The organism is Enterovirga aerilata, from assembly GCF_013044135.1.
GTDB lineage: Bacteria > Pseudomonadota > Alphaproteobacteria > Rhizobiales > Beijerinckiaceae > Enterovirga > Enterovirga aerilata.
Genome location: NZ_JABEPP010000002.1, coordinates 695,200 through 708,766 on the forward strand (window position 1 = coordinate 695,200; position 13,567 = coordinate 708,766).

14 protein-coding genes, 2 tRNA genes and 1 pseudogene are annotated in these 13,567 nt (G+C 67.5%); 7 read left to right on the plus strand and 10 right to left on the minus strand.

Annotated features, from left to right (window positions below; genetic code table 11):
* Window positions 1–127: 127 nt before the first annotated feature.
* Window positions 128–682, minus strand: a complete 555-nt coding sequence (locus HJG44_RS08650) for a recombinase family protein (RefSeq protein WP_171217925.1) — start codon at window positions 680–682, stop codon at window positions 128–130.
* A 296-nt stretch (window positions 683–978) separates the two neighbouring features.
* Here HJG44_RS08650 and HJG44_RS24360 point away from each other — a divergent pair, with 296 nt between their 5' ends.
* Both HJG44_RS24360 and HJG44_RS23640 read left to right on the plus strand, forming a co-directional pair.
* Window positions 979–1,251, plus strand: a complete 273-nt coding sequence (locus HJG44_RS24360; RefSeq protein ID WP_171217926.1) for an excisionase family DNA-binding protein — start codon at window positions 979–981, stop codon at window positions 1,249–1,251.
* 52 nt (window positions 1,252–1,303) lie between these two features.
* Window positions 1,304–2,086 (plus strand): hypothetical protein, encoded by a 783-nt coding sequence (locus tag HJG44_RS23640; RefSeq protein ID WP_246736115.1) that lies wholly within the window; start codon window positions 1,304–1,306, stop codon window positions 2,084–2,086.
* Between the two features lie 55 nt (window positions 2,087–2,141).
* On the opposite strand, the pseudogene HJG44_RS24365 reads toward HJG44_RS23640, so the two are convergent.
* From HJG44_RS24365 to HJG44_RS08680, 4 genes and pseudogenes are all read right to left on the minus strand, one after another.
* A pseudogene (locus HJG44_RS24365) lies at window positions 2,142–2,498 on the minus strand (DNA polymerase); the annotation flags it as partial.
* Entirely contained in the window at window positions 2,479–2,784 is a 306-nt protein-coding gene (locus HJG44_RS08670; RefSeq protein ID WP_171217929.1) for a hypothetical protein, read from the minus strand. The gene HJG44_RS08670 and the pseudogene HJG44_RS24365, both read right to left, overlap by 20 nt.
* 24 nt (window positions 2,785–2,808) lie before the next feature.
* Window positions 2,809–3,219, minus strand: a complete 411-nt coding sequence (locus HJG44_RS08675) for a hypothetical protein (RefSeq protein WP_171217930.1) — start codon at window positions 3,217–3,219, stop codon at window positions 2,809–2,811.
* An 864-nt stretch (window positions 3,220–4,083) separates the two neighbouring features.
* Window positions 4,084–4,159: transfer RNA gene (locus tag HJG44_RS08680), tRNA-Glu, on the minus strand.
* A 199-nt stretch (window positions 4,160–4,358) separates the two neighbouring features.
* Between HJG44_RS08680 and HJG44_RS08685 the strand changes: the two genes are divergently transcribed.
* A complete protein-coding gene (locus HJG44_RS08685) occupies window positions 4,359–5,321 on the plus strand; it encodes a Bug family tripartite tricarboxylate transporter substrate binding protein (RefSeq protein ID WP_171217931.1) in 963 nt (320 codons plus the stop codon).
* A 12-nt stretch (window positions 5,322–5,333) separates the two neighbouring features.
* Here HJG44_RS08685 and HJG44_RS08690 read toward each other — a convergent pair whose 3' ends face one another.
* From HJG44_RS08690 to HJG44_RS08700, 3 genes are read right to left on the minus strand one after another with little or no spacing between them, the layout of a single operon-like run.
* Window positions 5,334–5,831 (minus strand): DUF2059 domain-containing protein, encoded by a 498-nt coding sequence (locus HJG44_RS08690; protein WP_171217932.1) that lies wholly within the window; start codon window positions 5,829–5,831, stop codon window positions 5,334–5,336.
* Between the two features lie 28 nt (window positions 5,832–5,859).
* On the minus strand, window positions 5,860–6,549 hold the full coding sequence (rpiA, locus tag HJG44_RS08695) for a ribose-5-phosphate isomerase RpiA (protein WP_171217933.1): 690 nt from the start codon (window positions 6,547–6,549) through the stop codon (window positions 5,860–5,862).
* Window positions 6,550–6,559: 10 nt separating this feature from the next.
* Window positions 6,560–6,988, minus strand: a complete 429-nt coding sequence (locus HJG44_RS08700; protein ID WP_171217934.1) for a hypothetical protein — start codon at window positions 6,986–6,988, stop codon at window positions 6,560–6,562.
* An 81-nt stretch (window positions 6,989–7,069) separates the two neighbouring features.
* Here HJG44_RS08700 and gph point away from each other — a divergent pair, with 81 nt between their 5' ends.
* Window positions 7,070–7,750 carry a phosphoglycolate phosphatase gene (gene gph / locus HJG44_RS08705; RefSeq protein WP_171217935.1) on the plus strand — a complete coding sequence of 227 codons (681 nt, stop codon included), beginning with the start codon at window positions 7,070–7,072 and terminating at the stop codon, window positions 7,748–7,750.
* A gap of 6 nt (window positions 7,751–7,756) precedes the next feature.
* On the opposite strand, the gene HJG44_RS08710 is transcribed toward gph, so the two are convergent.
* Window positions 7,757–7,831 (minus strand) — tRNA-Val (locus HJG44_RS08710).
* 193 nt (window positions 7,832–8,024) lie between these two features.
* Between HJG44_RS08710 and HJG44_RS08715 the strand changes: the two genes are divergently transcribed.
* Complete coding sequence (locus tag HJG44_RS08715) at window positions 8,025–8,603, plus strand: L,D-transpeptidase (protein WP_171217936.1); 579 nt, start codon at window positions 8,025–8,027, stop codon at window positions 8,601–8,603.
* 42 nt (window positions 8,604–8,645) lie between these two features.
* On the opposite strand, the gene HJG44_RS08720 is transcribed toward HJG44_RS08715, so the two are convergent.
* Window positions 8,646–9,698 carry an alcohol dehydrogenase gene (locus HJG44_RS08720; RefSeq protein ID WP_171217937.1) on the minus strand — a complete coding sequence of 351 codons (1,053 nt, stop codon included), beginning with the start codon at window positions 9,696–9,698 and terminating at the stop codon, window positions 8,646–8,648.
* A gap of 446 nt (window positions 9,699–10,144) precedes the next feature.
* On the opposite strand from HJG44_RS08720, the gene HJG44_RS08725 reads away from it, so the two are divergent.
* Window positions 10,145–10,738, plus strand: a complete 594-nt coding sequence (locus tag HJG44_RS08725; RefSeq protein WP_171217938.1) for a DUF2147 domain-containing protein — start codon at window positions 10,145–10,147, stop codon at window positions 10,736–10,738.
* Window positions 10,739–10,861: 123 nt separating this feature from the next.
* Window positions 10,862–13,519: an MMPL family transporter gene (locus tag HJG44_RS08730; protein ID WP_246736116.1), complete on the plus strand. Its 2,658-nt coding sequence runs from the start codon at window positions 10,862–10,864 to the stop codon at window positions 13,517–13,519.
* Window positions 13,520–13,567 lie beyond the last annotated feature (48 nt).

Genomic DNA, 13,567 nt, shown 5'->3' on the forward strand with positions numbered 1-13,567 from the left:
TTTTCACTCACGCCTAGAAGAGGGCCGGGCGCATTTAGACGACCCACGATACACGTCGCCCATCTACGTTCCTGCTTCAGCGCTCCCCGTGCTCGACGCTAGTTGAACGCGCTGCAATCTGACCAGATCACGAACGGTCGGATTGCAGCACCCGGTGCACGGACGTCTTCCCAATCTTCAGCCGGCGCGCGATCTCAGATAGGCTGATACCTCCGGCGTGCAGCTCCGCAATCTGTTCTGCTTTGGCTCGCGCCGTCGGCTTGCGACCGCGGTATTTCCCTTCGGCTTTCGCCTTGGCAATCCCTTCCCGCTGCCGCTCCAGCATCATCTCGCGCTCGAACTCGGCAACGCCTCCAAGCACATTCAGCATGAGCTTGCCCGTAGGGGTGTTTGTATCGATCCCCATGTTGACGATGCGGATGCCTACCCCCTTGGCTTGGAGCTTGCGGATGATGTCCCACATGTGTGGAACGGAACGGGCGAGACGGTCGAGCTTCGTCACGACTAGCGTGTCGCCCTCGCGCGTGAACTCCAGAGCACGCTCCAGAGCCCTGCGCGGGCCAACCGAGCTCGCCTGCTCCTGGAATACCTTTTCGCAGCCGAGGACCTCAAGTTCCCTAAGCTGGGCCTCTAGGCCTGCCGCTTGCTCCAGAGTGCTTGTCCTTGCGTAACCAACGAGCATTGTCTGAACCGTTCCATTAGGTCCATAGAACCTTAGGAACATCCGTTCCAAAATACAAGAACCATGTTATCGGAACAGCCTTGGGAGGGTGCTTCATCGTTCCGCTAGGCCAGGCTCTTTCGGAACATGACGCAGCGGGGGGCACCTTCCTGGGGCGGAATGGAAAAGCCATAGTATCCGAGGAAATCAGAATACCTCGCCATTAATTCCGGCGACAACGCCATTAGATCCATTTGGACTTCGGCGGGTCGCGGCATACGTCTCCGGCTGTCTTCGGACGAGCCTGGAGAGTTGTTATGCCACCCAACCAAGCCAAGATTGCACTGTCTATACGCGAGTTCTGTTTTTTAGCGTCTATTGGCCGGAGCCTTTTCTACGAAGAAGTCAAGGCTGGGCGGATCAACGTACTGAAGGTTGGCCGCAAGACCTTAATCCCAGCGACCGAACTCAATGCCTGGCTCCGGCGTCTCAGCGGCAACGAGGCCCACTCTGGGCCTGCCTCGCAACCCAACACGGACGCGCGCCCTTACCGGATACGCCCACGCCCCCAAGCCTTTGTTCCCTCTTAGCGAAACCTACCCTTTAGCCCCCCCCCAAGATCGATCCTCCGGAAGACCCGATATGTCCATCGAACCCAGCAAGAAGCGCGGCGGCTTTCAATCCGGCGCAGCTCATCCGAAACACGTCTCAGACGAGACGATATTCGCCAGGCTCCAGGCAGCCCAACCAGGCACATGGGAGGTGATAGGCACAGAGATCATCAGACGCTCGGGTTACCGCTACGTCCTGTGCCGTTGCTCCGCGACAGAGAGAGAGAAACTAATCTCGGTGGACAACCTCCTCGCTGGCAAAACCCAGGGCAGCCGCGGCAAGACACTTTACTGCGAGAAGGGACAGAACATCGGGGAACGTTACGACGCAATCAAGCAACGTACCCGTAATCCGAATTGCCCCTCCTATCGGGACTATGGCGGTCGCGGGATCGAGCTTCGCTTCTCTTCGAGACGCTCATTCATTGAGTACGTTTTGAAAGAGCTGCCGGCTGAGAGCTACCGAGGGCTTCAGATTGATCGAGTGAATAATGACGGTCACTATGAGCCCGGCAATCTCCGGCTCGTTGATGCGACTGGCAATTTGACCAACACACGGAGGAACCGGCCAGTCCTGTACCGTGGGATCGAAGTAGTCCACTGGCACGTTTGGCACCTCATTGTCACCGATGTCCCCGATTTCAGCTACGGTCGGGACTGGACCACGAAACTGCTGAGATCCGGCCTGACAGTCGACGAGCTGGTCGAACGTTCCCGGACGCGCGCAAGCGCCGGGGGCACGCCGCGGTACCAGGCGGACACTTGCATCGTGGATCGCTACCGGCACGAGAACGGGGCACTAGAACCTGGATAACGGGGGTTGCAATCCCGGCCTTCGCTTTGAAGCGATTTAGTTTGCGTGTGCTTGCATCTGCTTGGGCGAACTGGCCGTCGGACACGCCCATGGACACGGCGGCCGTAGCCGTGTGGATGTCGCCGTCGTTGCGATAGATGCCGAGCATGGTCGGGTCCATCGCCATCCAGGCAGCGATCCGCAGCTCGATCTGGGACAAGTCCGGCCGAGATGATCTTGTGGCCCGGCCGCGCCTTGAAGACCTTGTTGTAGGACTTGGCGAACCGACCGCGCTTGGGGAAGTTCTGCCCGTTGGGCGCTTCCGAGGCCGAACGGAGGGTGACGACCGAGTGCAGCTTGTAGCTCGGATAGATCGCGCCGTCCGGGGCGATGTACTCCCAGAAGCCGTTCCCCTACTCGCGCGTGTCGACATACGTGCTCAGCAGCTTCTCGGCCTGGATGTATTCCTTGAGCGCCCGGCAGAACACGCCGTCATCGCCGGGCTCGTCGAAGAAATAGGGCAGGTGATCCTTGACCGAGACGGAGGGGACACGCTGCCCCTTGTCCAGCTCCGCCGTGGACTTCGTGAAGACGCGGGGCTTCAGGCCGAAGCCGTCCTTCGGGAAGAGCACCTTCTGGAGGAAGGCGGGCCGGGTCAGGGACATATCTTCGCCGGCCGCGATGCACTCGCGCTTCACCTTCGGCGGGATGAGCCGCATGAGGGTGCGGTAGTTCTCGCGGATTTAGCGGGCGATCTCGACGCCCAGCGCGTCCAGGTGGTCCTGGTCGATCATGATCCCGTACCGCTCCGCCACGCGGGCGAAGGTCAGGAGCGCCGGGAACTGGATTTTGCGGTAGCACTGGTACTGCTTCTGGTCCCGGCGCAGGATCGGGTCGAGCGCCTTCGCCAGCCGGTACGTGGCATCCACGTCGCCGCCGCCGTAGTTCTTCATACCGGGCATGGTCAGCTCGCCCGTGAGCGGGTCAATTACGTCGTCCGGCGGGACGGACATCATGTCGTCCTTGTTGATCATCCGGTCGAACTCGTCGCTGTAGCCGGACATTTCGGGCACGTAGACCCGCACGCCGGTCGCCAGCATCTTGTCCATCATGTTCTCGTCGGCGAACGCGAGCATGAGCTGGGTGTCGTGCATCCACCCCTGTAGCCGTTGTGCAGAAGTCTTGGCAGCTTCAGGAGCTTCTCAGGCTTGGGCGAACATACTACGACGAACTCCCGGCATGGACGTCGGAACCAGCCCGGTGCCGCTCCGGATACTCGCGGCCGCGATAAAGATGCGTTCGGGCCGCCCGGCATCTGATCGAACTGCGGGCAGCCCTGACACTTTCGGCTCATGGTCGTTCGCGCGGCTCGCCCGGCAACACGCGTTCAACGATCTGCGATCAGCCGACCACGAGTTGAGCGGCTCCGCGTGAGCGCCGCCAATCAAAGTCTCGGGCTTTAGCGAGACTTTGCTAGCTTCAGATATTCGGCTACGGCGGCCTGAGCGAGCCGGCCTCCAGCACCCAAGGCAGCGTCTCGGGCCTGCCGCACCCGTTCGTGAATGTCTCCCGGAAGCGACGCGACCGCCTGAACTGCCAGGTTCACCTCCGGCAGCGGAATTGAACCCGGTTGCACAGCTTGGCACGGTTCAGGGCGCACCGGGGCGGACAGCCCGTCTTTCGCAATCTGCTCTGCGATCCACTCCGGGTACTTTTTGCGAAGACGATCCTGCGCTCTCCTCCTCTCGGCGTCGAGGTCCTCCTTGCTGGTGCCAGGTCCTACAGGCTCCTCGTCGAGCACGGCCCAGGCAGCCTCGCTGATCGAGGTGGATTGGCCCTCCGTCAGCAGAGAGCGCATTCCGAGGAGCCTTAGCTCGTCAGCCTTCGAGTGCTTGCCCGTAGCTTTAGGACGCCCTCGCTTCGCATTCTGTCGGGCCTGAGAGCTGGGCGACTTCATGAGAGAACTGGACACAAACGGGACACGGCTCGCCCTCACACCGCTAAGTGCTTGAGCTTGCTGGCGCGCCCAACGGGACTCGAACCCGTGTTTTCGCCGTGAAAGGGCGACGTCCTGGACCGCTAGACGATGGGCGCGGCGCTGCTTGCGCAGAGGGCGGACCTATAGAGCGCCCGCCGTCTCACGACAAGCTTGTGTCCGGGGTCAGGTCATATGGGACCGGGCGGCGCGGGACGGCGGGCCGGAGGGCGCGGCGTCGCATGGCGCATTCGCACGCCTTGTCCGTTGCCCGCGCTCCGTCTAGCGTCTGCCCGTGCGACCGTGACGAAGACAGGCATGAGAGCGAGAGCGCTGGCGCTCATTCTATGCGGCCTCCTCCGCACCGCCTGCGAGGCCCCGGCGCAGGGCACCGATATCCGCATCATCGCCCCTTCCGCGCCGGGGACCGGCTGGGACCAGGTCGCGCAGACCTTGCGGATTGCGCTCGCGGAGCGCGGCGGCCTCGCGGCAGCCGTCAGCAACATACCCGGCGGCGGCGGGCTGACTGGCCTCGCGCGCTTCCTCACCACCGAATCGGAAACGGACCTCCTCGTCACCGGCCTGACCATGCTGGATGCGAGCCTGCTCAGCCGCTCCGCGGCCGATTTCGACCGACTGACCCCCATCGCCCGGCTCAGCTCGGATTATTTCGGCATCGTCGTGCCGGCGAACTCGACCTTCAGGGCGATCCACGAGATCGGCGCCGCGCTTCTCGCCGATCCGACGAAGCTCGCCTGGGCGGGCGGGCCTAACGGCGGCGTTGATCATGTGGCCGCGATCCTGCTCGCCCGGGCGCTGGGTGTCCCGGCGCAGCACCTCAACTACGTGCCGTTCCTGACGAGCGCCGAAGCGGGCCTGGCTGCGGCCGAGGAGAAGGTCGGTGCCGCCATGCTGGCCCTGAGCGAGGTCCATGCCGAGCTCGTATCCGGCCGATTGCGGCTGCTGGCCGTGAGCTCGCCCGACCGGCTGCCGGGCTTCGATGCTCCGACGCTCACGGAATCCGGCATCCCGCTCGATTTCGCGAACTGGCGCGGCCTTGCCGCGCGGCCGGGCCTCGGCCGCGACCAGCAGCACAGGCTCACGGCGCTGATCCAGGCGGCGCTGGCCTCCCCCAGCTGGCAGGAAACCCTGAACGCCCGCAAGTGGCAGAGCGCCTTCCTTCCGCCCGAGCCCTTCCAGGCCTTCGTCCGGCAGGAGCATCAGCGGGTGAAGGAAGCGCTCAGAGCGGCCGGCCTGCTGAAGCGCGGGCCGGCGGAGTGATGCCCGCTGCGGCTACTGGAGCTGATGGCCCTTCTTGGCCATTTCGGCGCGCACACGCACCATCACGTATTCCGAGGCCTGCTGCGTCCAGACCTGGACGTCGTTCACGACATCCTCGACCAGCTCCGGCTGGATCTTGTTGTACTTGGCGCCGAGCGGCGTCTTGAAGAAGACCGTAAGCTCCTTCAGCTCGGGCTCGGTGAGCCACTTCGCATAGGTGCGCGACACGATATTCGTGACCTGCTGGCGCTGGAGCTGCATCTCGGGCTGCAGGCTCTTCAAGACGTCCTCCAGATCCTTGGACAGTTCCGGGCGCGCGACGTTCTGCTTGCGCACCTGGTCCGTGAAGGTCGGGATGAGCTCGTTGACCGGGTTCAGCACGCCGATCGTATCCATGAATTCGCGCGCGGCCGCGAGATGGCTCGCGGAGGGCTCCTGCGCGCGCGCCGGGGCGAGAAAGACCGCCAGCGCCAGCAGGGCTGCCGGCGCGCGAAGAAATGCACAAACCATGTGACGGGCTCTCCTTGACCTGCGCCTGTCAGTTTCCGGCCATCTCAATGACGCCCTCGGGCCCGCCGATCAAGGCGAGCGAGGCCATCGCGACGAAGAGGCCGTGCTCCACGACCCCGAGGGTCGATTTCAGAACCGCGGCAAGGCCGTGCGGGTCGGGGATCTCCCCGAGCCGCAGGTCCAGTATCACGTTGCCGCCATCCGTCCGGAAGGGCTGGTCGTCGGCGGAGCGCCTGAGGCGGATATCTGCCGGAAGCTCGAGCTCGCGCAGGCAGGCCGCGATGCGCCGGCGGGTGGTCTCCAGCCCGAAAGACACCACCTCGACCGGAAGCGGGAAGCGCCCGAGCTGTGGGACGCGCTTGGACGAGTCCGCGATCACCACCATCCGGCGGCTCGCGGCCGCCACGAGCTTTTCCCGCAGGAGCGCTCCCCCTCCCCCCTTGATCAGGTTGAGCACCGGATCGAGCTCGTCCGCGCCATCCACGGTCAGGTCGAGCTCGGGCTCGTCGTCCAGCGTCGCGAGCCGAATCCCGAGCGCTTCGGCCTGCCGCCGCGTCGCTTCCGAGGTCGGCACGCCGAGGATGTCTATGCGCCGGCGCCCGAGCTCGGCGACGAACAGCGCGGCCGTGGAGCCGGTTCCCAGGCCGAGCTTCATCCCGCTCTGCACGAGATCGCAGGCCCGCTCGGCCGCGCGCCGCTTGGCGTCGTCGGAGGTCATCCCTGCAAGGTCAGGGCCGCTGCACGGCCGAGGTCGCCGAGGGCGCGCCTGCGGGCCGGGCCGGCGGCGGCGGGTTCGTCTGCGGCGTGCACACGACCTTCTCGTCGAACACGTAGCAGACGCTCATCTCGCCCGTGCGGTAATTGACCCGGAACACGCCGCCCTCGCGCTCGTGCCGCGAGGACACGATGCCATATTCGCCGGGCGGCTGCGGGCCCGCGCCCTCCCCCGCACCGAAGCAGAGCGTCACGCCGACCGTGCCCTCCTGCAGCCCGTACTGGCAGGAGCTGACCTCGCCCGAGTACTTGTCGACCCGGTAGATCCGGTTGAGGTCGGTCTGGGGCGCCGGAACGAACTCGTACGTCGCGGACATGGCAGGCGCGGCGAACGCCAGCGCGAGCGCCGCCGCAGCGAGAACCCGTCTGTGATGCCCGGCCATCCACGTCTCCGCTCGAATCGGAGGCGAGATTAGCATAGCGGCCGCCTTGATCGCGTCGGGGGCGACCGCTAGCCACACGCCATGCCTCGCCCCCCTATCGCCGTCTTCGATCTCGACGGCACGCTCGCCGACACCGCGCCGGACCTGATCGCCACGCTCAACGCCATCCTGGCGCGGGAAGGCGTGCCGCCGGTGCCGCTCGAAGCGGCCCGGGATCTGATCGGCGCCGGCGCCCGCGCGCTCGTGGAGCGCGGCTTCGAGGCGGCCGGGCTCGAGCTCGCGCCGGCCAAGTCGGACGCGCTCTATCGGGACTTCCTCGCGCATTACGCCGAGAATCTCTGCGTCGAGAGCCGGCTCTTCCCCGGCGTGTCCGACGCCCTGGAGCGGCTCGCGGCGGAGGGATTCCGGCTCGCGGTCTGCACCAACAAGGTCGAGCTGCTGTCGCGCCGGCTGCTGGAGGGACTGGGTGCGGCGGAGCGCTTCGTCGCGATCTGCGGCCGCGACACCTTCCCCTACTTCAAGCCGGACCCGCGGCATCTGACGCTGACGATCGAGCAGGCAGGCGGCGATCCGGCCCGCGCCGTCATGGTTGGGGATTCCCAGACCGACATCTCGACCGCCAAGGCGGCCGGGATTCCGGTCGTCGGCGTGACCTTCGGCTACACGGACACGCCGGTGCGCGAACTCGGACCGGATGCAGTGATCGACCGTTTCGAGGAGCTGCCCGCGGCAGTTGCGGCCATCGCGGCCGGCTGGCGCTGATCCGGGTGGTGGGCGCGACAGGGATTGAACCTGTGACCCTTCGCGTGTGAAGCGAATGCTCTCCCGCTGAGCTACGCGCCCGAACCCGAGGCGGCTTCCTAGGTCGCCATGCGAGCGGCGTCAAGGAATGGCAGCTCGCGGGGAAAAAATGCGGCCGTCCGGAATGGTGGCGGATTAACGTCAATTTTGCGGCGCACTAGATCGGTGGCCCGCTCTATGCCTTGGTGGAACGGTGTACGGCTTTCGGCCGATAGAGCGTCCCGAAGAGGATCACATGCGTCGCTTATCCGTGTCCGTGGCGGGGCTCGCCTGCGCCGCCGCGCTCTCCACCTCGGCGCTCGCCGCCTGGGATATCGACCCCTTCACCCGCCAGCCGGTCGGCCCCGCGCATGGCATGGTTCCGCAGGCCGCGGCGATCCCGCGCGAGGTGGTCGCGTTCCGCAGCCGCTATGCGCCCGGCACGGTGGTGGTCTCGACCTCCGAGCGCCGGCTCTACTACGTGCTCGGCAACGGCCAGGCAATCCGCTACGGCGTCGGCGTCGGCAGGCCGGGCTTCACCTGGGCCGGCACGAAGGCGGTCACCATGAAGCGCGAATGGCCGGATTGGCGCCCGCCGGCGCAGATGCTGCGCCGCCGTCCCGACCTGCCGCGCTATATGAAGGGCGGGCTCGACAACCCGCTCGGCGCCCGCGCGCTCTATCTCGGCGGGTCGCTCTACCGGATCCACGGGTCGAACGAGCCCGAATCCATCGGCCAGGCCGTCTCGTCGGGCTGCATCCGCATGCTGAACGAGGACGTGGTCGACCTCTACCAGCGCGTCCGGGTCGGCACGCGCGTGGTGGTGGTCCGCTGAGCATGACCGCCTCGGCCCGCTCCGCTCCGGCGGCGGGCCGCCTCACGGGGCCATGACGGTGCGCCCGACGATCCGGCCGGCTTCGAGATCGGCCAGGATCGCGTTCACCTCGGCCATCGGCCGGGTGCGCACGGGCACGCTCCTGACTTTGCGCGCCTGCATGATCCCCACGAGCTCGCGCAGCTCCTCGAGCGAGCCGACATAGGAGCCGCGGATCGTGATCTGCCGCAGCGGCAGCAAAGCGGTCGAGATCGGCAGCTCGCCGCCATAGAGGCCGACCGAGACCACCGTCCCGCCGAGGTCGACCGCCTCCATGGCGAGGCGCAGCGTCTCGGGGGAACCGACGAAGTCGATCGCGGCCCGGGGCGGACGCCCGCCTGCGGTCTCCAGGATCTCCGCCCGGCCCTCCGGCCCGGAGGCGTCGAGCGCCGCATGCGCGCCCTGCGCCAGCGCCGCCTCCCGCTTCGCCGCTCCGACATCGGATACGATCACCCGGGCAGGCGTGACAGCCCCAGCCAGGCCCACGCAGGCGAGCCCGACACCGCCCGCCCCGATCACGAGCAGGCTGTCCTCCGCCGTCATGCGGGGCAGCTTCTTCAGCGCGCTATAGGCGGTCAGCCCCGAACAGGCGCAGGTGGCGGCGAGCCCGGGCTCGAGATCGCCGTAGGGCACGATGTAGCGGCCATGCGGCACCAGGACATGGTCGCTGTAGCCGCCGTCCCGCCGCGTGCCGATGGTGCGCGGCTTCGGGCAGCGCAGCTCCTCGCCCGCATCGCAGGCCGGGCAGGAGCCGCAACCGATCCAGGGATGCACGATGCCCTTCCGGCCGATGGCGGCGCGATCGCCGTCCGGGCCGACCGCGATCACCTCGCCCACGATCTCGTGGCCGAGCGTGAAAGGGAGCGTCATACGCTGCGTCATCTCGAAACGTTTGCCGCCCCCCAGATCGAAATAGCCGTGCCAGATATGGAGATCGGAATGGCAGACCCCGGCCCGCTCGATCCGCACCAGCACCTCCGTGCCCTGCGGCTCCGGTTCCGCCGTGCAGCGGAGCTCGAGCGGTCGGCCGAAGGCGGTGATCTGGTAGCTCTTCATCTGTCCTCCCATGGCGGCCCGCAGGCCGCGTCGCGGCTCTGCGGCCGGACCGCGCGATGGTTCCCGGGGAGAATCGGGAGTCAAGCGCCGGGATGCCGCGACCCTCATCCCCGCCGAGCGGGCCAGACCCGATGCCGCTTGGGGGCTCCCGGCCCGTCGTTAAGCTTTCCGGCGGACCGCAGAGGCAGGGCCTGGGGCCCAGATGGTATGCTCCGGCCCCTTGCGGCGGAACTGGGGAGCACGTCGCCGAGCTTGCGCAACGCGCTCCGCCCGGACCGTCCCTAGCCCGGGAGACGTTTGCTGGCGGGACCGGAACATCCGGCCATAGTATCGACGCATAGCGGACGGAGAGGACGCGGGCGAAACCGATGATCCGCCCCAGCCATTCTGAACCGCGCCCCTGCCGGGCACATCGCCGCGTTTCGACGAAGAGGGTCAGCCAACACATGATGGTCAAAACCCCAGCCGCCCTGTTCGGGCTCGCCGCCGGTCTCCTCGCGGCCTGCCCGTCTTCTGCCGCGCCTGCCCGCGACCCGAGCGGTACCTGGCTGACGGAGGACGAGCGGGCGCGGATCCGCGTCGAGAAATGCGGCCCGACCCAGGAGAACCTGTGCGGGTACGTCGTCTGGATGAAGCCCCAGGAGGGCGAGGACCCGTCCGCGAAGCGCGACAGCAAGAATCCGGATCCGCGCAAGCGGAACCGCCCCGTTCTGGGCCACCAGTTGATGATGGGCCTGACCCTGAACGACGAGGGCCGGTATGTCGGCAAGATCTACAACAACGAGGACGGCAAGAGCTACGACGTGACGGTCTGGTCGGAGCAGCCGGGCACCCTGAACGTCCGCGGCTGCCTCATCGCGTTCCTGTGCAGCACGCAGATCTGGACGCGCACCAACAGCGTGCTTCCCGGCCAGCTCGCCGGAGCGACGGGCACCCCCGGCGGGCCGACGCCCGATCCCGAATGGGCTTCCCGTCCGCCGGTCACGCCGGCGAGCGCCGCGCCGGCCCAGCGCCGCGAACAGCCGCGGCCGAAGCCCTGATCCCCAACCATCGCGCGACCGGCGCCCGCGGCCTGCGGGCGCTCATCCCCGGACGCGCTTGACTTCGCGCAGGCCTCCACCCTGAAAGGGGCGCGGCGACTGGAAGGCGCGGAAAGGCAGACATTGAAAGCGCAACCGACACGCGGCAAGCCGGATCCGCTTGGCGCGAAGCGGCGCGACCCGAGCTTCCTGGCGGAGCTCCTCGTCCACGGCTCGATCCGCCAGCCCTGGATCGTGGTGGTCGCAGCCACGATCCTCACGCTGATCGGCCTCTACGTCTCGGTCACCCGCTTCGCGATCACGACCGAGACGGACCAGCTGCTGCAATCGGACGCCGCGTGGAGCCGCGACAAGAGCGAGTTCCAGGCCGCCTTCCCGCACCTCTCGAAGGTCATCCTGGCCGTCGTCGACGGCGAGACGCCCGAGCTCGCCGAAAGCGCAGCCGCGCGGCTGACCGCCGCGCTCGCCGAAAAGCCCGGCCCCAATATCAGGAAGGTGTGGCGGCCCGACGGTGGCCCCTATTTCGAGAAGAACGGCCTCCTGCTCCTCCCCCTGGAGGACCTGAAGCGGACCCTTGCCCAGATCGGCGAGCAGGCGCCGGTACTGTCGGCACTGGCCGGCGATCCGACCCTGCGGGGTCTCGCGCGGCTGATCCAGCTCGGGGCCGGGCAAGGTGCGCTCGGCGAGAACGCGTCCCTCGTGGACCAGCTCAACGGCGTCGTCGAGCGCGTCCTCGCCGGGCAGCCCGCCCGCCTGTCCTGGCGGCAGCTCATGTCAGGCGGACGGGCGCCGGACCCGCACCAGCTGCGCAAGTTCGTCCTCGTCGAGCCGATCCTCGACTACGAGGCGCTGCAGCCGGGCGAGGCCGCGACCACCCGGATCAGGCAGGCGGCGGCCGAGCTCGGCCTTGCGCAGCAGAACGGGGTGCGGGTCAGGCTGACGGGCCAGCCGCCCCTGGCGGACGAGGAGTTCGGAACCGTCCGTGACGGCGCGCCGGTCCATCTCGGGCTGACGATCGTCGCGATCGCCGTGATCCTCTACCTGGCGCTGCGATCGGGGCGCCTGATCTTCGCCGTGCTCGCGACCACGATGGCCGGGCTCATCATCACCGTGGGCGCCGGCCTGCTGCTGGTCGGGCGATTCAACGTCATCTCCGTTGCGGTGGCCGCGCTCTTCCTCGGCCTGGGCGTCGATTTCAGCATCCAGGTCGCGGTCCGCTACCGCGACGAGCGCCACAAGCTGCACGAGCTCAGGACCGCGATCCTTGCCACCGCCCGGGGGATGGGCTGGTCCCTGACGCTCGCGGCCATGTCATTGCTCGTCGGCTTCTTCTCCTTCCTGCCGACCGCCTTCACGGGCGTCTCAGAGCTGGGTCTGATCACGGGCGTCGGCATGATCATCGCCTTCGTGGCGAGCCTGACGCTGCTGCCTGCGCTCATCGCGCTCCTGCCGCCGCCGCCCGAGCCGGAGACGATCGAGATACCGGCGCTCGCCAGGATCGATCATTGGATCCTCGCGAACCGCAAGCTCGTCATCATCGCGTCGACCGCGATCGTGGTGCTCGGCCTGCCTTTCCTGTTGAAGCTCGAATTCGACGCGAACCCGATGCACCTGCGGAGCGAGAAGACGGAGGCCGTCGCGACCTTCCTCGATCTCACCCGCACCCCAGGCATGACGCCGAACACGATCAGCGTGCTCGCGCCGTCGCTGGAGACGGCGCGCCCGCTCGCGGCGAGGCTCGCCGCGCTGCCGGAGGTCGCTCGGGTCGCAACCGTGCTCACCTTCGTCCCGGACAACCAGGACGAGAAGCTCCGCCTGGTCCGGGAGACCGCGGAAGAGCTGGCCGACGTCATCGGCGATCGCCCGCCCGCGCCGCCGCCGACCGATGCCGAGCTCGTCCAGGCGCTCCGCCGAGCCGCAGACAGCCTGCAGGCGCCGGCCGCCTCGTCCGGCCCTCAGGGGGAGGTGCTGCGCAGGTTGGGGCAGAGCTTCGCGCGGCTCGCGGAGGCGCCACCCGATCGCCGGACGGCGGCTCAGGAGGCCATCGCGGGAGGACTTCCGCCTCTGCTCGCCGGCCTGCGCACCGCCCTGACGCCGGATCGCGTCACGCTCGCGGAACTGCCCCAGCACCTGCGGGACGACTGGATCTCCCGCGACGGCCGCGCGCGAATCGAGGTTTCCCCGAAGGGCGACGCGAACGACAACGCCGTGCTCGAGCAGTTCACCGCCGCCGTGGAGCGGGTCGCGCCGAACCTGTCCGGCGGTCCCGTGGACATCGTCGAATCCGGCAAGGTGATCGCGCGCGCCTTCATGATCGCGGCCATCCTCGCCCTGATCGGCGTGTTCGGGATCCTGACGCTCGCGCTCCGTCACCCACGGGACGTGGCGCTGACGCTCGGTCCCCTTGTGGTCGCCACCATCATGACGCTCGAGACGGCCCAGCTCATCGGCATGCCGCTGAACCTCGCCAACGTCATCGCGCTGCCGCTGATGCTCGCGGTCGGGGTCGCCTTCCACATCTACTACATGGTCGCCTGGCGGGACGGGCTCGCCGACATGCTGGCCTCCAGCCTGACGCGCGCCATCTTCTTCTCCTCGCTGACGACGGGCATCGCCTTCGGCAGCCTGTGGCTCTCGAACCATCCCGGCACGGCGAGCATGGGCAAGCTTCTCACGATCTCGCTCTTCTTCACGCTGCTCGCGGCCTTCATCATGGTGCCGGCCTTCCTCGGGCCGCCGCGTACGCATCCCGACGCGCAGGAGCCTGACCGGAAGGCCTGACGAAGCCGCCTCGACGCGGCCACGCCGACCGGGCTAGACTCGCATATC

Coding starts and splice junctions, on each gene's coding strand:
- HJG44_RS08650 (WP_171217925.1), bottom strand. CDS start 682: ATGCTCGTTGGTTACGCAAGGACAAGCACTCTGGAGCAAGCGGCAGGC.
- HJG44_RS24360 (WP_171217926.1), top strand. CDS start 979: ATGCCACCCAACCAAGCCAAGATTGCACTGTCTATACGCGAGTTCTGT.
- HJG44_RS23640 (WP_246736115.1), top strand. CDS start 1,304: ATGTCCATCGAACCCAGCAAGAAGCGCGGCGGCTTTCAATCCGGCGCA.
- HJG44_RS08670 (WP_171217929.1), bottom strand. CDS start 2,784: ATGCGGCTCATCCCGCCGAAGGTGAAGCGCGAGTGCATCGCGGCCGGC.
- HJG44_RS08675 (WP_171217930.1), bottom strand. CDS start 3,219: ATGCACGACACCCAGCTCATGCTCGCGTTCGCCGACGAGAACATGATG.
- HJG44_RS08685 (WP_171217931.1), top strand. CDS start 4,359: ATGAGAGCGAGAGCGCTGGCGCTCATTCTATGCGGCCTCCTCCGCACC.
- HJG44_RS08690 (WP_171217932.1), bottom strand. CDS start 5,831: ATGGTTTGTGCATTTCTTCGCGCGCCGGCAGCCCTGCTGGCGCTGGCG.
- rpiA (WP_171217933.1), bottom strand. CDS start 6,549: ATGACCTCCGACGACGCCAAGCGGCGCGCGGCCGAGCGGGCCTGCGAT.
- HJG44_RS08700 (WP_171217934.1), bottom strand. CDS start 6,988: ATGGCCGGGCATCACAGACGGGTTCTCGCTGCGGCGGCGCTCGCGCTG.
- gph (WP_171217935.1), top strand. CDS start 7,070: ATGCCTCGCCCCCCTATCGCCGTCTTCGATCTCGACGGCACGCTCGCC.
- HJG44_RS08715 (WP_171217936.1), top strand. CDS start 8,025: ATGCGTCGCTTATCCGTGTCCGTGGCGGGGCTCGCCTGCGCCGCCGCG.
- HJG44_RS08720 (WP_171217937.1), bottom strand. CDS start 9,698: ATGAAGAGCTACCAGATCACCGCCTTCGGCCGACCGCTCGAGCTCCGC.
- HJG44_RS08725 (WP_171217938.1), top strand. CDS start 10,145: ATGATGGTCAAAACCCCAGCCGCCCTGTTCGGGCTCGCCGCCGGTCTC.